The sequence below is a fragment of the Nonomuraea sp. NPDC004354 genome, from assembly GCF_053602555.1.
In genome coordinates this window covers 987427-1009439 of record NZ_JBSGDV010000001.1, presented here as the reverse complement: position 1 = coordinate 1009439, position 22013 = coordinate 987427, and the positions used below count along the sequence as shown (strand labels likewise).

The 22013-nt window shown below is 71.7% G+C and carries 20 protein-coding genes; 13 read left to right on the top strand and 7 right to left on the bottom strand.

Annotation, left to right across the window (positions count from 1 at the left end):
- Position 1 precedes the first annotated feature (1 nt).
- The 6 genes from ACWENQ_RS04690 (at position 2) to tgmC (ending at position 4091) form a co-directional block, all read left to right on the top strand.
- Entirely contained in the window at positions 2 to 526 is a 525-nt protein-coding gene (locus tag ACWENQ_RS04690; protein WP_449916203.1) for a DUF6879 family protein, read from the top strand.
- Positions 523 to 1371, top strand: a complete 849-nt coding sequence (locus tag ACWENQ_RS04685; RefSeq protein WP_452412887.1) for a helix-turn-helix domain-containing protein — start codon at positions 523 to 525, stop codon at positions 1369 to 1371. The genes ACWENQ_RS04690 and ACWENQ_RS04685 overlap by 4 nt, the downstream gene beginning before the upstream one ends.
- Positions 1372 to 1491: 120 nt before the next feature.
- Positions 1492 to 1656, top strand: coding sequence for a hypothetical protein (locus tag ACWENQ_RS04680; protein ID WP_449916206.1), 165 nt, complete (start codon positions 1492 to 1494; stop codon positions 1654 to 1656).
- Positions 1657 to 1744: 88 nt separating this feature from the next.
- Positions 1745 to 1990 carry a putative ATP-grasp-modified RiPP gene (gene tgmA / locus ACWENQ_RS04675; protein WP_449916207.1) on the top strand — a complete coding sequence of 82 codons (246 nt, stop codon included), beginning with the start codon at positions 1745 to 1747 and terminating at the stop codon, positions 1988 to 1990.
- Positions 1991 to 2016: 26 nt separating this feature from the next.
- Positions 2017 to 2964 (top strand): ATP-grasp ribosomal peptide maturase, encoded by a 948-nt coding sequence (gene tgmB / locus ACWENQ_RS04670; protein ID WP_452412886.1) that lies wholly within the window; start codon positions 2017 to 2019, stop codon positions 2962 to 2964.
- Complete coding sequence (tgmC, locus tag ACWENQ_RS04665; RefSeq protein WP_452412885.1) at positions 2961 to 4091, top strand: ATP-grasp peptide maturase system methyltransferase; 1131 nt, start codon at positions 2961 to 2963, stop codon at positions 4089 to 4091. The genes tgmB and tgmC overlap by 4 nt, the downstream gene beginning before the upstream one ends.
- Positions 4092 to 4326: 235 nt before the next feature.
- Here tgmC and ACWENQ_RS04660 read toward each other — a convergent pair whose 3' ends face one another.
- The 3 genes from ACWENQ_RS04660 to ACWENQ_RS04650 all read right to left on the bottom strand — a co-directional run bounded on the left by ACWENQ_RS04660 (position 4327) and on the right by ACWENQ_RS04650 (position 8898).
- Positions 4327 to 4833, bottom strand: coding sequence for a PASTA domain-containing protein (locus tag ACWENQ_RS04660; protein ID WP_354912889.1), 507 nt, complete (start codon positions 4831 to 4833; stop codon positions 4327 to 4329).
- A 43-nt stretch (positions 4834 to 4876) separates the two neighbouring features.
- The gene (locus ACWENQ_RS04655) at positions 4877 to 5923 is read right to left on the bottom strand and encodes a hypothetical protein (RefSeq protein ID WP_449916213.1); all 1047 of its coding nucleotides are present in this window, start codon (positions 5921 to 5923) and stop codon (positions 4877 to 4879) included.
- 71 nt (positions 5924 to 5994) lie between these two features.
- Positions 5995 to 8898, bottom strand: a complete 2904-nt coding sequence (locus ACWENQ_RS04650; protein ID WP_449916216.1) for a bifunctional [glutamine synthetase] adenylyltransferase/[glutamine synthetase]-adenylyl-L-tyrosine phosphorylase — start codon at positions 8896 to 8898, stop codon at positions 5995 to 5997.
- Positions 8899 to 8975: 77 nt separating this feature from the next.
- On the opposite strand from ACWENQ_RS04650, the gene ACWENQ_RS04645 reads away from it, so the two are divergent.
- Positions 8976 to 9479, top strand: a complete 504-nt coding sequence (locus ACWENQ_RS04645) for an HXXEE domain-containing protein (RefSeq protein ID WP_452412884.1) — start codon at positions 8976 to 8978, stop codon at positions 9477 to 9479.
- On the opposite strand, the gene ACWENQ_RS04640 is transcribed toward ACWENQ_RS04645, so the two are convergent.
- The gene (locus tag ACWENQ_RS04640) at positions 9451 to 10122 is read right to left on the bottom strand and encodes a type 1 glutamine amidotransferase (RefSeq protein WP_449916221.1); all 672 of its coding nucleotides are present in this window, start codon (positions 10120 to 10122) and stop codon (positions 9451 to 9453) included. The two genes, ACWENQ_RS04645 and ACWENQ_RS04640, sit on opposite strands and share 29 nt — an antisense overlap.
- Positions 10123 to 10504: 382 nt before the next feature.
- Between ACWENQ_RS04640 and ACWENQ_RS04635 the strand changes: the two genes are divergently transcribed.
- Positions 10505 to 13879, top strand: a complete 3375-nt coding sequence (locus ACWENQ_RS04635; RefSeq protein WP_452412883.1) for a serine/threonine-protein kinase — start codon at positions 10505 to 10507, stop codon at positions 13877 to 13879.
- Between the two features lie 10 nt (positions 13880 to 13889).
- A complete protein-coding gene (locus tag ACWENQ_RS04630) occupies positions 13890 to 14756 on the top strand; it encodes an alpha/beta hydrolase (RefSeq protein ID WP_452412882.1) in 867 nt (288 codons plus the stop codon).
- Positions 14757 to 14808: 52 nt separating this feature from the next.
- On the opposite strand, the gene ACWENQ_RS04625 is transcribed toward ACWENQ_RS04630, so the two are convergent.
- Positions 14809 to 15540: a hypothetical protein gene (locus ACWENQ_RS04625; RefSeq protein ID WP_452412881.1), complete on the bottom strand. Its 732-nt coding sequence runs from the start codon at positions 15538 to 15540 to the stop codon at positions 14809 to 14811.
- Between the two features lie 215 nt (positions 15541 to 15755).
- On the opposite strand from ACWENQ_RS04625, the gene ACWENQ_RS04620 reads away from it, so the two are divergent.
- Both ACWENQ_RS04620 and ACWENQ_RS04615 read left to right on the top strand, forming a co-directional pair.
- Positions 15756 to 17003, top strand: coding sequence for a serine hydrolase domain-containing protein (locus tag ACWENQ_RS04620; protein ID WP_354912904.1), 1248 nt, complete (start codon positions 15756 to 15758; stop codon positions 17001 to 17003).
- 95 nt (positions 17004 to 17098) lie between these two features.
- On the top strand, positions 17099 to 18022 hold the full coding sequence (locus ACWENQ_RS04615) for a CPBP family glutamic-type intramembrane protease (protein WP_452412880.1): 924 nt from the start codon (positions 17099 to 17101) through the stop codon (positions 18020 to 18022).
- Between the two features lie 82 nt (positions 18023 to 18104).
- Here ACWENQ_RS04615 and ACWENQ_RS04610 read toward each other — a convergent pair whose 3' ends face one another.
- Complete coding sequence (locus tag ACWENQ_RS04610) at positions 18105 to 18791, bottom strand: hypothetical protein (protein WP_452412879.1); 687 nt, start codon at positions 18789 to 18791, stop codon at positions 18105 to 18107.
- A gap of 211 nt (positions 18792 to 19002) precedes the next feature.
- A complete protein-coding gene (gene glnA / locus ACWENQ_RS04605) occupies positions 19003 to 20367 on the bottom strand; it encodes a type I glutamate--ammonia ligase (RefSeq protein WP_449916231.1) in 1365 nt (454 codons plus the stop codon).
- Positions 20368 to 20540: 173 nt separating this feature from the next.
- On the opposite strand from glnA, the gene ACWENQ_RS04600 reads away from it, so the two are divergent.
- Both ACWENQ_RS04600 and ACWENQ_RS04595 read left to right on the top strand, forming a co-directional pair.
- Positions 20541 to 21086: an EF-hand domain-containing protein gene (locus ACWENQ_RS04600; protein WP_449916232.1), complete on the top strand. Its 546-nt coding sequence runs from the start codon at positions 20541 to 20543 to the stop codon at positions 21084 to 21086.
- Positions 21087 to 21094: 8 nt separating this feature from the next.
- Complete coding sequence (locus tag ACWENQ_RS04595; RefSeq protein ID WP_452412878.1) at positions 21095 to 21979, top strand: terpene synthase family protein; 885 nt, start codon at positions 21095 to 21097, stop codon at positions 21977 to 21979.
- Positions 21980 to 22013: the final 34 nt, after the last annotated feature.

Sequence of the window (22013 nt, the reverse complement as noted above, 5' to 3'; positions counted from 1 at the left end):
CGTGCTTCTGTCCGAGGCCGAGCTGGGCGACCTGCTCTCCAGCTTCACCGCAAGCGCGTTCCGCTTCGAGCTGCGCGAGCGCTACAACAGCACCGTGGGCGCCGAGCCGTTCCGCAAGTGGCGGGCCGGCGAGCCGGATGACTACGTCTGGCACCGGTCTTGGATGGAGAAGATCAGCCGTGATGTCGCGGCTGGGAAGACCTGGCAGCGGATCCGCATCGTATCCGTGCCGCCATCCGACTACACCCGGTACGGCATCGAGGTAGCCAGGCTCAGCGTGGAGGCCGGCGAGGACATCCGATACCTGCGCCGGGACAAAGCCGAGCAGCTGGGACTACGCCCCTACGACGCGTGGCTGCTCGACGGCTCCCGCTTGGTCTGGCTGCACTTCAACGACGCCGACGACACTTTCACCGGCGCCGAGCTCGTCACCGATCCAGACGTCGTCTCCCGCCATGCCCGATGGCGGGACCTGGGCCTGGAGCACGCTCAACCGCTGGACGAGTTCGCCGCGCATCTGCCGTGAATCAGCCCCTCCTTGGCCAGCAAGCCGTTCAAGCGCTCGGCGTCCGCCTGCGAGACCTACGGCGTGATGCCGGGCTGACCGGCCGCCAGCTCGCCGCCGCCTGCAGGTGGGTGCCGTCCAAGGTCTCCAAGATCGAGCTCGGCAAGCAGGTCCCGACCGAGGACGACATACGCGAGTGGTGCCTGTCCTGCCGCTTTCCAAGCGAGATCGCAGACCTGATTGCCGCCGTCCGGTCGATCGACGCCCAGTACATGGACTGGCGGCGCTCCCTCAAGACCGGCACCCGCCGCCGCCAGCGCGCCAACATCGACGCCTATGAGAAGAGCACACTCATCCGGGCCTGGGAGCCTACAGTCATCCCTGGCCTCCTCCAGACGGCCGCCTACGCACGCGGGATCTTGGCGACTGTCGTCGACTTCCACGGCATCCCAGACGACATTGAGGAGGGCGTACAGGCCCGCATGGAAGCCCAGCGCGCGTTCGATCGCCCGCAACGCCGCTTCCTGTTCCTCCTCGGCGAGGCAGCACTCCATACCTCCGTCGGCGAGCGCGCCACGATGGCCGAACAACTCAACCGCCTCATCGAGGCCTCTCGCGTCCCACGGATCAGCCTGGGAATCGTGCCACTCGCGGCCCCGTACACCGTGCCGCGGAACAACGCGTTCACCATCTACGACAGTCGAATGGTCACGGTAGCCACGTATACCGCCGAACTGACCTTGCAGCAACGCCATGAGGTCTCCATCTACGAGAAGGCGTTCGACCGCCTTCTGGCCCTGGCCGTGCACGGCGAGGCAGCACGCATGCTGATCGAGCGGGCCCTTCCCGATCAACAAGAAATCTGAAGCAACTTCATTGAGCTCGGCGCAACCCGATTCATAGCGTCCTGGCCATGGACAGTCACGGGTCCACGCCCTCCACACCCGCTGACCGACCGTGTTTCCTTCTACACGGCGACCACGACCATGAGCGCAAGTCTCCTGGCGGACCCGTGCCACCACGGCATGGTCGACCAGCCCATCCTCGCCGAACACATCGTCTTCGTCGCCTGGGATGCCGTCCGCTACCACGCGTACGCGCTGGCCCCAGCCCAGGTGGTCGAGCTGCACGGCATGAAGTCCCCCCTGTAGGAGCCCAAGTGCTCTCTTCTGAAGTCCTCCTCAGGCGAGGGCGTCCTGCACCACCACTCAACCGCAGCACAACAGAAGGAAGGACAGCATGATCGCAGCAACAGCAGTCGCCCCATGGGGGCTCAGCCGGATGACCGATCCGGTTCCGGACTCCCCGCGGCTGTATGAGACGGTCCACCTCGACCCGGAGACGCAGATCACGACCTTCCGCGACACGGACGGCGGCATCGTGGACATGGGCAACAAGGTCACCGTCACCACATCGAAGGGCGGCGGCAGCGACGGCTCAGGCGGCAGCCCGAACGTCGCCGACGACTCCACCACCGACTCGTAACCCCCGTGCAGCCCACAACTCAGGCCGTGCTGGTCATCACCGCGGAAGAGGACGTCACCGCCAACTTGGTGATCGAGGCGCTGCGCGAGCGCCAGGTGCAGGTCGTCCGTACCGATCCGGCCGACATCGGCACCGAGCTGACGTTCAGCGCCTTCATCGGCGATGACCGCAAGGAGTGGGCGGGCCGGCTACGTACGGCGAGTCGCGACATCGCACTCGCAGAGGTTGGGGCGGTGTACTACCGCCGCCCCACCCCGTACTCGACCCGATTCGCCCACCTGCCCGCCCAGCAAAGCGCCTTCGCCACCGCTGAAGCACAGCACGGACTCGGTGGCATCCTGCGCACCCTGCACGGCGCGACCTACGTCAACCACCCCGCGGCGATCAACGCCGCCGACTACAAACCGGCCCAACTCCATATGGCCACCCGTCTCGGACTGACCATCCCGCTGACCCTGATCACCAACGACCTCGAACAGGCGCAGAAGTTCGCCACCGAGCACGGCCCGATCATCTACAAGTCATTCCGAGGCGCCCCATCGACCCCAGATGGCCACGTCGCCATATGGACGCAGCGGGTCGCCCCGCAGGACCTGGACGACTCGGTGTCAGTGACCGCCCACCTGTTCCAGCAGGAGGTGCGCAAAGTCGCCGACGCGCGGGTGACGGTGATCGGGCAGCGCGTGTTCGCCAGGAGGATCACCACTCCTGACGGTGCGCTCGACTGGCGCAGCGGCGACTGGGAGCAGCTGGCCCACGACCCCATCGACGTGCCCGAGTCGATCAGGCATGCGCTACACGCCTACCTCGACCACTTCGGGCTGGTGTTCGGGGCGTTCGACTTCGCGCTCGACGCCGACGGGCAATGGACCTTCATCGAGTGCAACCCCAACGGGCAGTGGGCCTGGTTGCCTGACTCCGACGCGATGGCGCACGCCTTCGCTGATGTGATCTTGAAAGGATGGCGGTCGTGAGCGACACAGCCGCAAAGCTTCGCCACGCCCTGGCGGACACGGTGGGATCCAAAGGCTGGCGCGCGGCGCTGGAGGCAGTGCCCCGCGAGCTGTTCGTCGGCGACGCCGTCCTGCTGCGCGACGCGGCCCGCGGCGACCTGTGGACAGCCGCCCGCCGAGCCGAGACGGACGAAATGGACTGGCTGCGCCAGGTCTACACGGACGCGACATGGGTGACCCAGGTCGATGGCGTCCTGGCCGAAGAGTCGACGGGCGCGGTGCCGGGCGCACCCAGTTCATCGTCCACGACCCCGAGTCTGGTCGTGCGGATGCTGGAGGCCGCCCAGATAGCCGAAGGCGACAAGGTGCTGGAGATCGGCACCGGCACCGGCTACTCCACGGCACTGATGTGCCACCGCCTCGGCGAAGGTGCGGTCACCTCGATCGAGTACGACCCGGCCGTGGCCGAGCGCGCAAGGAAGGCGATCATCGGGGCCGGATACACGCCGGCTCTTGTGGTGGGTGACGGCCTTCACGGCTACGCCGACAACGCCGACTACGACCGGCTGATCGGCACCTGCTCGGTACGGACCATCCCCCCAGCGTGGATGGGGCAGGTACGCGCCGGAGGAACCATCACCACCCCCATGTGGGGCTGGATGGGTGGGGTCGCGTTCGCGCACCTCACCCTGACCGACAACGAGGAGGCGAGCGGACGCTTCCTGCCGGACGACCTGTACTTCATGCGCGCCCGAACCCACATGCCGCCGCCCAGGCCGCCGGTCAAGACGGGGATCGGAGACGCCCGCGAATCCAGGATCGACCCTGCAGTCCTGGACGGTGAAGCCGCACTGTTCGTCGCCCAGCTCGCCGCGCCGGCAGCTCAGCGGGCATCGGTCGGCGACACGACGATCCTGTTGGACGTCGGCACCGGCTCGCGGGCCGACGCCAAGCCGGCCCCCGGCGGCGGGTGGATCGTTCATCAGCACGGCCCGCTGCGCTTGTGGGACGCGGTCGAGAACGCCATCCTGCTCTGGCAGGACGCCGGATCACCGCACCAGTCGGCGTTCGGGCTCACGGTCACCCCAGAGCGCCAACACGTCTGGTTGGACGAACCGGGCGGCCCATCCTGGGACCTGCCTGCCTGACAACCGTGCCGTGAACACGAAAAGGCGCCCCGCATCTCCAGCGGCGCACTCGAGGGTCGTACGAGGATCTGGTCGCCGCGGGCATGGCGGACGCGGACCTGCTGGAGGCGCTCGCCGGGGTCCGGGCGCGCTTGACGGAACTCCAGGGCTGACGAGCCCGTGAACGCGCGCCCGGGGTGCCCGCCTCGCCGTACCCGACGGCGGGACGGCGAGGCGGGCCTCCGGCGGCGTGCGGTCAGGGGCAGGACTCGCCGTACTTGACCACGCCGAGCGTGACGGGACCGGTCAGCGGCGCGGCAGGGGCCGGCCGCTGGGTGCACACCTGCCAGGCGGTGTCCCAGAAGACGAGGCGGTTGCGCCCCGTGGCGTCATTGATCCTGATCGTCGTACGGCCGGGCAGCGACCGGCGGGCGACGCGGACGCTCTTGCCCGCGAGGTCGGGCATGAGCCCCGGCGCCACCTGCGGGCTCTCGCGGACGGGACAGGTCTCGTTCGCCTTCACCACAGCCAGCTCCACCCGCTGCCTGTCCGGCGTCTGTCCGGCCGTCGGCCGCTGAGCGCAGACCTTCCAGTCGCGGCGCACGACCACGACCCGCCCGCGGCCGCTGACGTCGACGGTCCTGACGCGCTCGTATCCTGCGTCCCTGAGCTCGCCCAGCGCCTGCACCAGGCCCTGGCCGGCGACGTCGGGCACCGGCGCCGCGACGCTCGACAGGATGACGATCCCGGCGATCAACCACATGTGAGGACTCCTCCCTGAAGACCATGGGGGGAGTGGGCTGATCTTACTTCGGGGAGCGCAGGCCGGTGATGCGGCGGAAGAGATCCCACCAGAAGGGCGCGCCGAACAGCAGCGCCACGTAGGTGAGCAGGAAGCCGGGCCAGTGACTGAGCGTGGTCAGGCGCGACCACCAGACCGGGCCGTTCCACGAGAGGGACGGGTCGCCCTCCTCGGGGATGACGACGCTGACGATGGCGTGGTCGAAGACCTTGACCAGGGCGGGCGAGCTGAGGGTCTCCGTGACGCACAGGTAGGGGTTGCCCGGCGTGTCGCACTCCTGGCGCAGCGGTTCGATCTGCTCGGCGCCGCTTCCCGCGATCGCCGAGACCGCCGAGCGGTAGGCGTTGTCGCGCAGCAGCGTCTTGGCGTACTCCAGGCCGTCCATGCTGAACAGCAGCACGACGACCAGCCCGAGGACGCCGACGACCCACTTGACGTAGCGCTTGTACAGCATGGACAGGCGCTGCATCTCGGCGTCGAACCAGGTCTCGACGCCCTGCCGGAAGCGGTCGAGGTCGCGCTGGGCGCCCTCCCACAGGCCCTGCAGGTGGCCGTGGAGCGGGCTGCCGATGCCCTTGAGCTTGGCCAGCAGCCCTTCGACGCCGTCCTTCTCCGCCGAGGCCATCTCCATCATGGCGACGGCGAACCGTTCAGGGGGGATGTTGGCGATGCTGGTCCTGCCGGTCTTGGGATGGTCGATCTCGCGGACCCGCTGGTAGAACAGCGTGGTCATGGCCTCCTTCGCCGCGCTCTCCTCGGCCGGCACCGGCGCGACCTCGGCCGGCGCGGGCAGCTGGCTGTGCTCGGGCCTGGGGTCGTGGGTGAACGGCAGCTTCGCGAAGACGTCGGCGACCTTGCTGGGCAGCCACGCCCTGCCGGAGGAGTCGGCGCCGTCCATGGTGTCCCTCAGGTAGGCCCACAGGAACTTGCTGCGGATGGACAGCAGCCGGACGAAACCCTCGTTGAGGCCGCTGACCAGGAGCGACAGCAGCAGGAAGCACAGCACGAGACCGAGCGCGAGATCGACGTAAAGAGACAGCAAAGCGATCACCCCACGCCGTGATACACGCCTGGCTCGCCGCACGCAACGCCTTTCACCCACGCAGGCCGGGGAAAGGCGCGTCAGTAGAAGACGCGCTCCACCACCTGGCGGGCGCGGCGGGTCACCCTGCGGTAGTCGTTGACGAAGTCCTCCGAGCCGTCGGGCGGGTAGCCGAGCGTCCTGGCGAGCAGGCGGCGCTCGTGCGCGCCGGACGGCACCATGTCGCCCGCCCTTCCCTTCACGAGCATGATCGCGTCGCGGATGCGGGAGGCGAAGCGCCAGCTGTCGGCCAGCACCTCGGCGTCGGCCGGGTCGAGCAGCCCGCGGGAGGCGGCCGCGCGCAGGGCTTCGAGCGTCCTGGTCGTGCGCAGCGCGGGCTCCGTGGCGGCGTGCCGGAGCTGCAGGAGCTGGGCCACCCACTCCACGTCCGACAGCCCGCCCCTGCCGAGCTTGGTGTGCAGCGTGGGGTCGGCTCCGCGGGGCAGCCGCTCGGCCTCCATGCGCGCCTTCAGCCTGCGGATCTCGCGCACGGACTCCTGGGGCAGGCCGCCGGGCGGGTGGCGCAGGTCGTCGATCATCTCGACGAACGCCGCGCCGAGCTCGGCGTCGCCCGCGCAGAAGCGGGCACGCAGCAGGGCCTGCGACTCCCACGGCGAGGACCAGCGGGCGTAGTAGGCGCGGTAGGAGGCCAGGGTGCGCACCAGCGGGCCCTGCCTGCCCTCGGGCCGCAGGTCGGGGTCGATCGGGAGCGGCGGGTCGGGCGCGGGCAGCGACAGCAGCCGCCGCAGTTCGTTGGCCACGGCGAAGCCCGCCTCCGGGCGTTCGGCGACGAACATGACGTCGGCGTCGCTGGCGTAGGAGCACTCCATGCCGCCCAGCCGGCCCATGGCGATGACGGCGAACGCGCCGAGCGGCTCGCCCCTGCGCTCCGCCCGGACCTTGGCCAGCGCGGCGTCGAGCGCGGCCTGGATCGTCACGTCGTTCAGCTCCGACAGAGCGACGCCGACCGTTTCGATGTCGGTCAGGCCCGACAGGTCGGCGACCGCCGTACGGAACAGCTCCCTGCGGCGCAGCGCCCGCACGGCGGCGACGGTGGCCTCGGCGTCGGTGTGCCGGGAGACGGCCGCCGCCGCCTCGGCGCGCAGCGCCGCGACCGGACGGGGCCGCAGGTCGGCGTCGGAGCCGAGCATGGCGACGCCCTCGGGGGCGCGGGTGAGCAGGTCGGTGGCGTAGCGGCTGGTGCCGAGGACGCGCGCCATGCGGGCGGCCACCGCGGTCTCGTCGCGCAGCAGCCTCAGGTACCACGGTGTGGTGCCGAGCCGGTCGCTGACCTGGCGGAAGCCGAGCAGGCCCGCGTCGGGGTCGGGGGCGTCGGCGAACCAGCCCAGCATGACCGGCAGCAGGGTGCGCTGGATGGCCGCGCGCCTGGAGACGCCGGTGGTGAGCGCGGCGATGTGGCGCAGCGCCCCGGCGGGGTCGTGGTAGCCGAGCGCCTGCAGGCGGGCGGTCGCCGCGGCGGTGGACAGCCGTGCCTCGGTGTCGGGCAGCCTGGCGACGGCCTGCAGGAGCGGCCGGTAGAACAGCTTCTCGTGCAGCCGCCGCGCCTCCATCGCGTGCTTCTTCCACTGCCGGGTGAACGCGGCGGCGGGGTCGGGGCCCAGCTTGAGCGCCCTGCCGAGCCTGCGCAGGTCGTCGCTGCCCGAGGGCACGACATGGGTACGGCGCAGCCGGTGCAGCTGCAGCAGGTGCTCGACCTGGCGCAGGAAGGTGTAGGCCTCGGCCAGGCCCCTGGCGTCGTCCCTGCCGACGTAGCCGCCGCGGGAGAGGGCGGCCAGGGCGGGCAGTGTGGCCCTGCGGCGCAGCAGCGGGTCGAGCCGCCCGTGCACGAGCTGCAGCAGCTGGACGGCGAACTCGATGTCGCGCAGACCGCCGGGGCCGAGCTTGAGCTGCCGGTCGCCCTCCTCGCTGACGTGCGCCTCGACGCGGCGGCGCATCGCCTGGACGTCCTCGACGAAGTTCTCCCTGGCGGCGGCGTTCCAGACCAGCTCGTCGACCGCGGAGACGTAGGCGGCGCCGAGGGCGGTGTCGCCGGCGACGGGCCTGGCCTTGAGCAGCGCCTGGAACTCCCAGGTCTTGGCCCACCGCTGGTAGTAGGCCAGGTGGCTGCCGAGCGTGCGCACCAGGGGGCCCGCGCGGCCCTCGGGGCGCAGGCCCGCGTCGACCTCCCACAGGGCGGAGCAGGCGCGCATCATCGCCTGCGCCAGGCGTGTGGCGGTGCGCAGCGCCTTGGTCTCGTCGGCGCCGTCGGCGGGCTCGGCCACGAAGACGACGTCGACGTCGCTGATGTAGTTGAGCTCGCGGGCGCCGCACTTGCCCATGCCGATGACGGCCAGCCGTACGCCGGTGGAGTCGACCTCGGCCCGCGCCACGGCCAGGCCCGCCTCGAGGGCGGCCCCGGCCAGGTCGGACAGCTCGGCGGTGACCTCGGCGAAGGAGGCGGCGCCGGTGACGTCGCGGGCGGCCAGGAGCAGCAGGCGCTGCCGGTAGGCGGACTGCAGCGCCTGTTTCGCGCCCTGGTGGGAGGCGGTCGGGCCGGGCTCGGGCGCCCCAGGGTCGGCGCCGACGGCGCGCAGCAGCGCGGCGCGCAGCTCCTCCTCTCCCGGCCTGGCCGGCGCCGGCTCCCCCGCCAGCGAACGCCACTGGCCGGGGTGGGTGATCAGGTGCTCGCCCAGCGCCGCGCTGAGCCCGAGCACGCCGAGCAGCCGCGCGCGCAGTCCTTCGTCCGATCGCAGCGCGTCGAGCACGGCGGGGTCGCGCTCGGCGAGCCGGGTCAGCGACAGCAGGGCGAGGTCGGGATCGGCGACGGCGGCGAAGGCGTCGAGCAGCCATGGCCCGTCGATCTCAGCGACCAGGCGTTCGGCGCGGGCCGCGTCGGCGAAGCCGAGCTTGGCCAGGCGGGCGGCGGTGGACTCGATCCTCGGCACCTTCTCATCTTGTCAGCTACGCGTATAGTGAGAACTGCAACGCAACGTTGCGTTGTATTAAGGGGAGAGGAGAGGTCATGCCCGCATGGGGACTGCTCGCCGCCTGGGCGCTGCACGACGCCGAGGAACTGGCCACGATGGCGGGCTGGGCCCGCAGGGCGCGTCCGCGACTCGTGGAACGCTTCCCCTGGGTGCCCGACCGGGTGTGGGAGGCCATGGACGTCGACCAGCGGCACGTCAACGTCGCCATCGGCCTCATGGGCGGGGTCGTGGCCGCCGCCGCGGCCAGCGGGCCTCGCAGCGGCTTCTACAAGGCGGCGCTGGCGGCGTTCGGCGCGCACGGGGTCGTGCACCTGGCCCAGGCGGCGACCGTGCGCGGCTACACGCCCGGCGTGGTCACCGCGCCGCTGGTGGTGATCCCGTACTCGGTGTGGGCATGGCGGCGGCTGGAGGACAAGCGGCTGCCCGCCTCGAGCTGGCTGCTGCTGCCGCTGGCGCTCGGCGGCGTCCACACGGCCGCGCACGTGCTCACCAGGCCGCGCGCCCGGGCGCTCACGCGGTGGCGCGACCGCTGGTTCTGACCACCTCGCCGAACGCCTCGGCCAGCGGCCGCCACGCGGCGACCAGGTCCTCCTCGGCCCGCTTGACCTCGACCACCAGGTCCTCGGGAGAGTTCCAGCCCGCGAAGATCTCGGGCGTGGCCTCGGGGTGGAACTGCACCGCCCACGCCCGCTCGCCGAGGCGGTAGGCCTGGTGGGGGTACTGCTCGCCGGTGGCGAGGAGCACCGCCCCCTCGGGCAGCACGGTCATGACGTCCTGGTGGTACTGCACGGCCACGGCCCTGTCCAGGCCGCCCAGCAGCGCGTCGCCGGCCGCCGCCGGCAGCGCCACCACCTCGCGGGCGCCCACCTCGAGCCCGTCGCCGCCGCGCTCCACCGTGCCGCCGCAGGCGATCGTCATGAGCTGGGCGCCCAGGCAGATGCCCAGCGTGGGCGTGCCGTCGGCCACGCCGGCCCGCAGCAGTTCGCGGGTGGCGGGCAGCCACGGGTAACCCGCGTCGTCCCAGGCGGACGCCTCGCCGCCGAGCACGATCAGTCCGTCCTCGGCGCGCGCCGGCACCTCCTCACCCAGATACGGCCGGACGACCCGCACGTCGACGCCGAGCCATTCCGCTAAGTACCCCAGACCGGCGCCGGCCTCGTGCTCGATGACAGTGATGCGCATACGCGCATTATCCGACCTTTATCCGCACAGGCGGGTCGGGCTCGGCCATGTACTCCGGCATCCCGGGGAGCGTCGGCCTGGGCCGCCTGGGCTCCCTGACGCCACCCTCGCCTCCCGGCGGTTCGCCGGGGGAATCACCGGAATCACCGGAATCACCGGGAAAGTCGTCGGTCCAGTGCGGCTCGCCAGGGCCGAACCCCGGCATCCAGGCGGGCGCGCCGCTGGTCAGCGCGCGACGCCGGCGTGAGCGCTTGCTCATCGCGGGCACCCTTCGTGGGGGAAGACTCCAGTGTCACCCGGCCATCCCGATAACGCCAGATCGAACCTTGTACCCAGGTTTCGCATCAAACGCCACAGAGATCACGATCACGGGGACGGCGGTATGGCGACGGCACTGATCGACGGGGACCCGCAGCGGCTCGGCGGCTACTGGCTGGCCGCCAGGCTCGGCGCGGGCGGCCAGGGCGTGGTGTACGAGGCGTACGCGCAGGACGGCCGGCGGGTCGCGGTCAAGGTGCTGCACGGCGACCAGGCGGCCCAGCTGGGCAGGGAGGCGGAGGCGGCCCAGCGGGTGGCCTCCTTCTGCACGGCCAAGGTGATCGCCGCCGAGCTGGACGGGCCGCGGCCGTACATCGTCAGCGAGTACGTGGAGGGGCCGAGCCTGCGCAGGGCGGTCGCGGACGGCCGCAGGTTCGCGGAGGGCGACCTGGTCAGGCTGGCCACCGCGGTGGCGACCGCGCTGACCGCCATCCACGAGGCGGGCGTCGTGCACCGGGATCTCAAGCCCGACAACGTGCTGCTGGGCCCCGACGGACCTCGCGTCATCGACTTCGGCATCGCCAGGACCGAGGAGATGCCGCTCACCGACACCGGCCTGGTCAAGGGCACGCCCAGCTACATGGCGCCCGAGGTGTTCACCGGACAGCGGGCCGGCGCCCCCGCCGACGTGTTCGCCTGGGGCGCCATCATGCTGTTCGCCGCGACGGGGGCCGACCCGTTCCAGGCCGACAGCCTGGGCGGGGTCATGCACAGGGTGCTGTCGTCCGTTCCCGACCTCGGCGCGCTGCCCGAGCCGCTGCGCCCGCTGGTCGCCGCCGCGCTCGGCAAGGAGCCCGCGCAGCGGCCGGTCGCCCGCCGGCTGTTACTCGCGCTGGTCAGCGGCGAGGCGGGGATCGGCACCGCGCGGCTGCTGGCCAGGGGCGGGAAGCAGGCCGCGCTGGTCAGCGGCACCGCCGACGATCCCGCGCTGGGCACGCTGGCCGAGGAGGCCTACGCGCTGCTCGACCCGGCCGAGCGCGAGCTGGCGCCCGAGGTGTTCCTGCGCCTGGTGACCGTGGACGAGCACGGCGAGCTGTCCGTACGGCACGCCGCGACGGCCGAGCTGGTCGAGGGCAGGCCGCTGCCCGAGGTGGCCGCCATCACCAAGATCCTCAAGGTGTACGGCTACCTCCTCGGCCGGGACGGGGAGGAGATCTGGCTGGCCCGTCCGGCGCTGCCGCACGCCTGGCCGAGGTACCGCCGATGGATCGACACCAACAGGGACGGTCTCGCCGTCCACCGGCAGATCCTGCTGGCGTCGCGCCGGTGGGACCAGGGCGGCCGCAGGGACGGCGACCTGTTCCACGGCTCCAGCCTGGAGAACGCGCTGCAGTGGGCGGCCACGGCGCGCAGGAACATCACCCTCTCCCCCGCCGAGCGCGACTTCCTCGACGCCGCGGCGGGGGTGCGCAGGCGCCGGGCCAGGAGGAGCAGGCTCGCCTCGCTGAGCCTCGCGGGACTGCTGGTGATCTCCCTGGTGGCCGGGGGCCTGGCCGTCCAGCAGAGCATGGTCGCCGACGAGCGGGCCGCGCGGATCGCCAGGCAGCTCGAGCGCTCGGAGGCGACCAGGCTGACCGCGCTGGCCGCCGCGACGCGCGACACCGACCCGAGGCTGGCCATGCGGTTGAGCACCGCGGCGTGGACGCTGGACCACACCCCGCAGACCAGGGCGGGCCTGGTGGCCTCGCTGGCGCAGCGGGAGACGGAGGTGTTCCAGGATCCCGCCGCCGACGGCGGCACGGTCAGGCGGCTGAGCGCCGACGGCAGGACGCTGCTCAGCGTCGGCGAGAACGCGGCGCGGCTGTGGGACCTGCGCACGGGCCGGAGCGCGGGCGGTGTCCCCGCTCTCGGGCTCGGCACCGAGACGGTCGCGGACGCCGCGCTGTCGCCCTCGGGCCGCACCCTGGCGGCCGTCACCGACAAGGGCATGAGGGCATGGGACCTGCGCGGCGGCAGGCTCGTCGGGAGGTGGGACTTCCCGCGCACCCTCGACCTGGTCAACGCCGGAGCCTCCGTCGCCTACGCCGACGAGCGCGGCCCCGTCCTGTCGGTGACCGAGCGGCCCAGCGTGCGGTGGGACCCGCGTACCGGGAGCAGGACCCGCGCCGCCTTCCGGCATCGGCTCGACGCCGGGGGCGAGTGGGACACGGCCGACCATCCGCGCGAGCTGCGCCTGGTCAACCTCCGGACCAGGCGCGAGGTTCGGCTGGGCGTGCGCGACGGCGCGAACGAGCGCGGCGGCTGGAACCAGGGATCGGTGGCGGTCAGCGCGGACGGCCGGTTCGCCGCCTCGGCCTCCCACCGGGTGATCCAGATCTGGCGGATGGCCGATCGGGGACTGCTCGCCACCATGCCGGTGCGGGGCGACTCGGCCGACACCGACCTCCCGCAGGGCGCCTTCGACGGTCGCACCTACCGCTACCTCGTCGACGACCGCGTCTTCTCCATGGACCTGTCCGACCTGGCCTGGCGCGACGGCGAGCACCCGTCCTCGGTGGCGCTCGCCCCCGGCGGCCGTCACCTGCTGAGCGACGGCGAGCTGCGCCAGACCCGCGGGGGAGGCGTCCTCGGCTCGCTGCCGTCCACCGACCAGCCCGTCTTCTCCCCCGACGGCAGGCGGCTGGCCCTCCTGCTGCTCGACAAGATCAGGATCGTGGACGTGCCGTCACGGGCCACGCTCGCCGAGTTCCGGCCGGCCGTCCGCGGCATGGAACCGCTGACGGCCGTCTTCAGCCGGGACGGCGCGCGGCTGGCGGTCGTGCTGCGCACCCCCGACGACGGCACGTCGGTACGCCACCACGCCGCCCAGGTCTGGGACTGGCGGAGCGGGCGGCGGCTGTGGAGCGCGGACCAGGACGAGATCATCGACGTCGCGCTCTCTCCCGACGGCCGCACGCTCGCGCTGACCGGTCCCCGCCAGTCACTCCTCGACGCGGCGACCGGCAGGCGCGTGGGTGCGCCGTTCGGCGGCGAGGGGGTGCGGGTGTTCTTCACCCGGACCGGCGGGCAGCTGGTCGTGCTCGACTCCCGGGGACGGGTGACGCTCTGGGACTCCGCCACCAGGCGCCGGCTGAGCCCCGTCGCGAGAGGCGCCGACGGCATGTCCGCCGCCTACTCCCCCACCGAGGACGTGGTCGCGGTGGGCGGAAAGGCCAGGCTGCTGCTGTTCGACCCAATCAGCGGGGTGAGCCTGGGCGGCTACCCGGACGCCGGCGGGGCCGAGGCCGACGGCGGCGGCTGGATCAGGTCGGTGGTCTTCACCGACGACGGCACGTCGGTCCTCACGGTGGACGAGAAGGGGGTGGTCCGCGAGCAGCCGGTGGCCCCGGCCAAGGTGCTGGCGGCCGTCTGCGCCAGGGCGGGCGGGGCGCTCACCCCGGCCCAGTGGGGGGCGTACGTGCCGGGCCTGCCGTACCGGGAGGTCTGCCCCTCCTCATAAGATCGCCCGCATGAGGGAAGAGGATGTCGAAGGCCTGCGGATCGCCACCTTCGGAACGGGTCCCCGGCTCGTCATCGCGGTCCACGGCATCACCGCGTCGCTGATGGCGTGGGCGGCGGTGGCCCGCCGGCTGCCGCAGGAGTGGTCGCTGGTGGCGATGGACCTGCGCGGCCGCGGTCACAGCCGCGACCTGCCGGGCCCGTACGGCCTGCCCCGGCACGCCGACGACGTGCTGCGGGTGGCCGAGCACGTCGGCGCGGGCCCCGACGCGGTGCTCGCCGGGCATTCCATGGGCGCCTACGTGGCCGTCCTGGCCGGGGCGCGGCGGCCCTTCGGCAAGGTCGTGCTGGTGGACGGCGGGCTGCCGTTCCCGCCGCTGCCGCCGGGCACCGACGTGGACGCCGTCATGGAGGCCACGCTCGGGCCGGCGGTCGCCAGGCTGAGCCAGACCTTCGCCACGGCCGACGACTACGTCGCCTTCTTCAAGGCGCACCCCGCCTTCGCCGGGCAGTGGACGCCGGAGGCGGAGGAGTACGTCAGGTACGACCTGGTGGGGGAACCGGGGGAGCTGCGCTCGCGGGCGGTGGGCGCCGCCGTACGCGAGGACGGCAGGTGGCTGCGGCTCAACGGCGAGGCCATCGGCGCCGCGCTGGCCGCCGTCCAGGCGCCGACGACTCTGCTGCGGGCACCGCGCGGGCTGCTCAACCAGGACGTGGGGATGCTGCCGGACGCGCTGGCCGCCGAGTGGACGGCGCGGGTGCCGGGGCTGCGCGACGAGCTGGTGCCCGACTGCAACCACTACACGATCCTGTTCGACGACCGGTGCGCGTCCCTGGTCGCCGCTCGCCTGACGGAGCGGGCGGATCGGCCCGCCTGACGGAGTGGCCGAGCGCGTGGGTGGCCCGAGCGGGCCACCCACGGGGCGTGTTCTAGCGTGGAGCGATCCAGGTCGCCTTGGCCGCGGCCACCGGCGTGCCGTCCACCTCGTAGATGGCGCTCTCGCCGAAGAGCTTGCGGCCCTCGCGGCCCGTGGCCCTGGCGACGACGGAGTAGGTGCCGCCGGGGTAGACGCGCCGGTTGACCTGCAGGGTCAGGCGGCCGAGCAGGGCCGACTCGCCGGGCTCGAAGTGGGCCCAGCCGGTCACGCAGTCGAGCACGGCGCCCACGACGGACACCGGGACCGCGCCGTCGGCGTCGGTCACCGTGAACGGCACGCGCCACCCGGCCGCGACGAGGCGGCCCTCGCCGGCGTCGGCACCGTCGACCGGGCCGGGGAAGACGCGCAGGCCGTCACCGGGCTCGCGCAGACCGCAGGCGAAGCACTCGGGGAAGGCGTGGCCCTGCCAGCCGGCGAAGCCGGCCTCGGCGCGGGCGGCCTCGTTGAACGGCACGAAACCGGGACCGGTCAGGTGCTCGGCGACCGGGATGGCCTCGACGAGCAGCTTGCCGTCATGGTGAAGGGACGCGGAGTTGGCCACGTGCTCCAGACGGACCTCGGTCTCGAGCGGAGTGGGGGCATGCAGCGTGACCTCCACGGCCGAGGAGAGACCGTTGAGCGCCTCGGCCACGGTGCCGGAGATCCAGCCGCCGTTGGCGATGCCCGTGGGGCCGCGGAAGCGCTCGGGGACGGTCAGCACGGTCTGCAGGGCAGCCGTCGTCATCCACACCCTCCAATATGTCCGGAAATATCATTTAGAACGGACCGATTTTACCCGAGGGTCCACACACCAAGAGAACCAGGGGCTCATGTCAGGGTCGCTAAGCACGTGTAACGCGCCGATGACGGCCTAGCTTCCCATGGAATCGGCAAAAGCACTCACTTGTCCGTAAGATTCTGCTCCTTGACACAGATGTGACATGGGGGTCAGAAGTGACTGTGCTGAGCCGTCGGAACCTCATCAGGGCGGGCGCCGCCGCCACCGTGACGCTGGCGTTGCCCACCAGGGCCGAGGCGGACCTCCTGGTCAGCGGGACCATCCCGGCGCAGCTGGCCGCCTTCGACAAGACCATGCAGAAGTACATGTCCGAGCGGAGCATCGGCTGCGGCCAGCTGGCGGTCGCCAGGAAGGGCAAGCTGCTGGCCGCCCGCGGTTACGGCTTCTACCGCCCCAACACCACCGACTCGGTGGCGCGCATCGCGCGCGTGCAGCCGACCTCGCTGTTCCGTGTCGCGAGTCTGAGCAAGAGCCTCACCGCGGCGGCGATCCTGCGCCTGGCCCAGGACGGCAAGTTCACCCTGACGACCCCGGTGACCACGCTTCTCGGCCTGTCGGCCGCCGCCGACCCGCGCCTTGAGCAGGTCACCCTGTGGCGGCTCATGCAGCACACCGGTGGCTGGGACAGGGCCGTCAGCAAGGACCCGCTGTGGCTCGACGCCACCATCTCCGCCTCCCTCGACGCGCCGCTGCCGATCAGCCACGCCGACATCGTGAAGTACGTCACCGCCAAGCCGCTCGACTTCGACCCCGGCAGCAAGATGTCCTACAGCAACTACGGGTACATGCTGCTGGGCCGGATCATCGAGAAGGTGTCGGGGCAGAGCTACGAGTCGTACGTGCGGTCCAAGCTGCTGGCGCCGCTGGGCATCGACCGGATGACGCTCGGCAGGAGCCTGCGCGCCGAGATGTCGCCCAGCGAGGTGAGCTACAGCTCCAAGTACACCAACAAGAGCGTGGTCGACTCCTCAGGCGCGGTCGTGCCGTACCCCTACGGCGGGTTCAACATGCCCAACCAGGACGCCAACGGCGGCTGGGTGGCCTCGGCCGTCGACATGGTGCGGTGGGCCAGCGCCTTCGACGCCTCCGGCGCCGTCCTGAACGCCACCTCCATCTCCCGCGCCTTCGCCAAGCCCGAGATCGGGGTGAGCGGCGACGGCTGGTGGTACGGCTGCGGCTGGTACGTCAGGACGTGGGGCAACGGCCTCAACACCTGGCACACCGGGTCGATGCCGGGCACGTTCACCCTGCTGGTACGGAACGCGGCGGGCGTGACCTGGTGCGTGCAGTTCAACCGGCGGGAGGAGGAGGGCTCGCCCGACTTCGACGTGATCGACAGGCTGATGTGGCAGGCGCACGACACGGTCACCTCCTGGCCCACCACCGACCTCTACCCGAAGTACCTCTGACACCGGCGGCCGCCGGCGCACCCGCTCGGCGGCCGGGCCGCAGGTCGTGAATTCTTCACTGGCCCGCGCCCCCGGCGCCTTCGACGATCGAGGACATGACGAACCTCGACAGTCAACCGCCCCGCCAGGTCATCCCCGCCCGCCCCGCCGACCTCCTGGTGTTCCTCGCCATCGCGTTCGGCGGCGCGTGGCTGGCCGCGATCCCGCTGTGGACCGCCCCCGCGTCGGGCGCGGGCGGCGCGCTGCAGCTGACGCTGGCGGGCATGCAGCTCTCCCCCACGCTCGGCGTCCTGGCCGTCTGGCTGCTGCGCAGGGACAGGGCGCGAGCCTGGGCCCGCGACACCGGCCTGACCCTCGGCGGCAGGCGGGGGCGCACGCTCGGCGTCACCGCGCTCACCTGGATCGGCACGCCCGTGCTCGTCGCGGCCGTGATCGCGGCCGGCGCGCTGCTGGGCCTGTTCCCCACCGACCTGGCCGGGCTGTCCGGCTACCGCCAGGTCTTCCCCGGGGCCACGCACAGCTTCGCGGTCATCGGGGCGCTCCTCGCGGTGGTGGTCTACCCGCTGCTGTACGCGATCGGCGCGTTCGGCGAGGAGTGGGGCTGGCGCGGCTGGCTGCTGCCCCGGCTCATGCCGCTCGGCCGCGGCAGGGCGCTGCTCGTGTCGGGCGTCATCTGGGGCCTGTGGCACGCGCCGCTGACCGCGGCCGGCCTGCACTACCCCGGCCTCGGCTGGGCGGGAGTGCCGCTCTTCACGGTCAGCTGCGTGGCCCTCGGGTCGTTGCTGGGCCTGCTCCGCCTCCGTACGGCGAGCATCTGGCCCGCCGTGATCGGGCACGCCGCGTTCAACGCCTCCGCGCAGGCGCTGCCGTTCATCGTCTCCGACGCCCGCCACCCGGCCGACGCCGTGCTCGGCGGCGTGTTCGGGCTGACCGGCTGGGTGCTGACCGGCGCCGTCGCCGTCCTGCTGGCCAGGAAGACCCCGGCGCCGCGGCCCGCCCTCGATGTGGCCGGCCGCTAGAGGAAACACCCGGGACGTGAACGAGATGGGTCATCGGCGGCGTTCGTGGAGCTCGGCACGAGTGCGACGACCAGCCGCGCGGTCAAGGCCGGTAGACGTTCGGCAACGGTAGATAGGAGCTGAAGTGGTCGGCCACGATGTCCGCCACGGCCTCCGCATCATCGAGCCCGTCAACCTCGAGGACTCGTATGCCCAGGCGACGAGCGGAACGGGCGGCCTCGTCGGCGACGAGGCGGTCTCGGGCGAGCCGGTTGCGCTGTGCTCGATCAGGGTCGCTGACCGCGCGATGGACGGCGGCGGCGCGGGGCAGCTCGCGGAGCTGACGCTCACGGAATTCCTCGCTCGGCACCATCACGATCATTCGACGGGGTGAGTCGATGATGGGGGCGACCAGTTCGGGACGCAGTCCCCAGCCTTCGGCGACGATGGGTCGCCCCGATACCAGGCCGCGCAGGTCGTCCAAGGCCCACTCGAACCGCGTGGGGAAGCCGGCCAGGGTCTCGTCGGCCATCTCCTGAGGGCTGGTGTTCACCCAGACGCTGTCCGGATCGGGGTCCGCGGTGGGCTCGCCGAGTCGCGCTCGGCGTGCGATCCGACGGTCGTTGTGCGCACGCGCGTCGTGATAGTCGTAGTGGTACGCGGTCAGCCCGTAGCGGGTGGCCAGCAGCCTGGCGACGGTGGATTTGCCGGCCCATTGGCCACCTCCGATCCATAGGGCGCTGCGCAAGGTGCCGAACGGATCCCAGACCTCACCACCTGTGGCGTTCACGGTTACAGCCTGACAGCCGTACAGACCAAAGAAACAGTCTTGTTCCTGCCTGCCTGGCCGGGAGATGATCGAAGAGAAGGGGAAAGTCGATCACCCCCGAGCACGTACGGTGACCGGTCATGCCTCGGCGATCGTCAGGGCCGCGACATGCCCTGCCGCTGAGCGACTCCCGATCACGACGGAGGTCTCAGCAGCAGGGCTGCTTGCCTGTTCAGAGCACGGGCAGGTAGCGGCCCAGCTCGAACTCCGTCACCTGGCGGCGGTAGTCGCGCCACTCGGTGCGCTTGTTGCGCAGGAAGTAGTCGAAGACGTGCTCGCCCAGGGTCTCGGCGACCAGCTCGCTGCGCTCCATCACGGAGATGGCCTCGTCGAGCGACTGCGGCAGCGGCTGGATGCCGAGGGCCCGCCGCTCGGCGCTGGTCAGCGCCCAGACGTTGTCCTCGGCGGGGGCGGGCAGCTCGTAGCCGTCCTCGATGCCCTTCAGCCCGGCCGCCAGCACGAGCGCGAAGGCGAGGTACGGGTTGCAGGCCGAGTCGAGCGAGCGGAACTCGATGCGGGTGGAGCCGCCCTTGTGCGGCTTGTACATCGGCACGCGCACCAGCGCCGAGCGGTTGTTGTGGCCCCAGCAGATGTAGGACGGCGCCTCGCCGCCCTGCCCCGCGATGGCCTCGGCCCCGCCCCACAGGCGCTTGTAGGAGTTGACCCACTGGTTGGTGACCGCGGTGATCTCGGCGGCGTGCTTGAGCAGCCCGGCGATGAACGACCTGCCGATCTTGGACAGCTGGTACTCGGCGCCTGCCTCGTAGAAGGCGTTGCGGTCGCCCTCGAACAGCGACATGTGGGTGTGCATGCCGGAGCCTGGGTGCTCGGTGAACGGCTTGGGCATGAAGGAGGCCCAGATGCCCTGCTCCAGCGCGACCTCCTTCATGACCAGCCGGAAGGTCATGATGTTGTCGGCGGTGGTGAGCGCGTCGGCGTAGCGCAGGTCGATCTCCTGCTGGCCGGGGGCGCCCTCGTGGTGGCTGAACTCCACCGAGATGCCCATCGACTCCAGCATCATGATCGCCTGGCGGCGGAAGTCGTGGCCCGCGCTGTGCGGGGTGTGGTCGAAGTAGCCGCCCGAGTCGATCGGCTCGGGGCGCGGCCCGCCCGTCTCAGGCCGGTTCTTCAGCAGGAAGAACTCGATCTCGGGGTGGGTGTAGAAGGTGAAGCCCATGTCGGCGCACTTGGCGAGGGCGCGCTTGAGCACCCACCGGGGGTCGGCGTGGGACGGCGAGCCGTCCGGCATGAGGATGTCGCAGAAGATGCGCGCCGCGCCCGGCGCCTCGCTGCGCCACGGCAGGATCTGGAACGTGCCGGGATCGGGCTTGGCGAGCATGTCGCTCTCGTAGACGCGCGCGAAACCCTCGATCGCCGAGCCGTCGAACCCGATGCCCTCGGCGAAGGCGCCTTCCAGCTCGGCGGGCGCGATGGCGACGGACTTGAGAAAGCCGAGCACGTCAGTGAACCAGAGCCGGATGAACCGGATGTCGCGCTCCTCGAGTGTGCGGAGAACGAACTCCTGCTGACGGTCCAAGGCGTCCCCTTGACTGAAAAGACATGTCTGGTCCTCTACAGTCTGCCTGTTTCGTGTTTCACGCGCGTTACGAAGGTCGCACGGGGTGTCACGCGGCCAGCGCGTGCCTCGCTGACAAACGGCTCCCGCCCCTCCTAGGGTGATCACGCACTACCGTCTCGGGGGAAACACGGATGAGCACTGAGCTGCGCAAACACAAGCTCGATCGAGCTTTCACGCATATCGACGTCGACGGCAGGGGGCAGATCGAGCGCGACGACCTGCTGGGGCTCGGCGCGCGCCTGCTGGTGGGGTTCGGCGAGTCTCCGACCTCGGTCGTCGGCGACCGTCTCGTGCGGAGCTTCGACGCCATCTGGTCGGCGCTGACGGCCGAGCTCGGCAGGGACAACGACGCGTGGATCTCCAACGCCGAGTTCCACGCCGGGATGACCGGCGCGTTCGTCGAGGGCGACATGTTCGAGCCGGTCTTCAGGCCCGCGGCGACGGCGGTCGCGGAGCTGTGCGACGGCGACCACGACGGCCGGATCGGGGTGGCCGAGTTCCGCGTGCTGCTCAGCGCGTTCGGCACCGCCTACGACGACGTCGACGAGGCCTTCGACCGGCTCGACCGCGACAGGGACGGCGAGCTGGGCGTGGCGGAGCTGGTCGAGGCCGTCAGGCAGTACTACACCGGCGACGACCCCCACGCGGTGGGCAACTGGCTGTTCGGGCCGCTGTAGTGCTGACCATGACGCCCGCGAGCGCGCTCACGCCGCTCACCTCGCGGGTTCCCGCGCTGGCCGCGCCGTGCAGGATGCACCGCTCGGTCCACGCCATCGAGGCGGCCGTCATCGACTGGACCCGGCGGACGGGACTCCAGGTGGACCGCAGGTCGGCGTGTCACCGCCTGGCCGCGCGTGCCTTCGCCGAGTTCGACGCCAGGGCGGCGGCGCTGTTCGCGCAGTGGCTGACATGGCTGTTCCACCTGGACGACCTGGTGGACGAGGAGGGCCAGCCGTACCCGAGGTTGTTCGCGGGGAACGGGGCGCACCCGCTGGAGGCGGCCTTCACGGACCTGTGGCGGGCCACGAGCGCCACCATGAGCGACGACTGGCGGCTGCGCTTCGCGACGAACCTGCAGCGGCAGGCCGACGCGTGCCGGGCCGAGGCGGACAACAGGGCGAGCGGCGCGGTGCCGACCATCGCGGAGTATCCCGCGCTGCGCAGGGGCACGGCGGGCCCCTTCCTGTACGACCTGGTGGAGCCGTGCCTGGGCGTCGAGGTGCCGCCCGAGCTGGCCGCCGCCGAGCAGTGGCAGGCGCTGGTGGACTCCTGCGCCGACGTGGCCGCCTGGTGCAACGACCTGGCCTCGCTGGCCAAGGAGCGGGGCGACGCGCACAACTTCGTGGTCGTGGCCGCGCGGGAGCTGGAGGTGGGCGAGGCCGAAGCCGTCGACTGGGTGCTGGACCGGATCGAGGAGCGGTGCGCCGACATGCGGGCGGCGGCCAAGCGGCTGCCGCTCGGTGAGCTACCCCGCAGGACGGCCAGGGACGTCAGCATGGTGGCCTGCGCCTACCTGACCGCCCCGCGCGCCCACATGGACTGGGCCGCGGAGAGCGAGCGTTACACGTAACGTCATCGCCCGCTTCCCCTATGTATTCATCGTG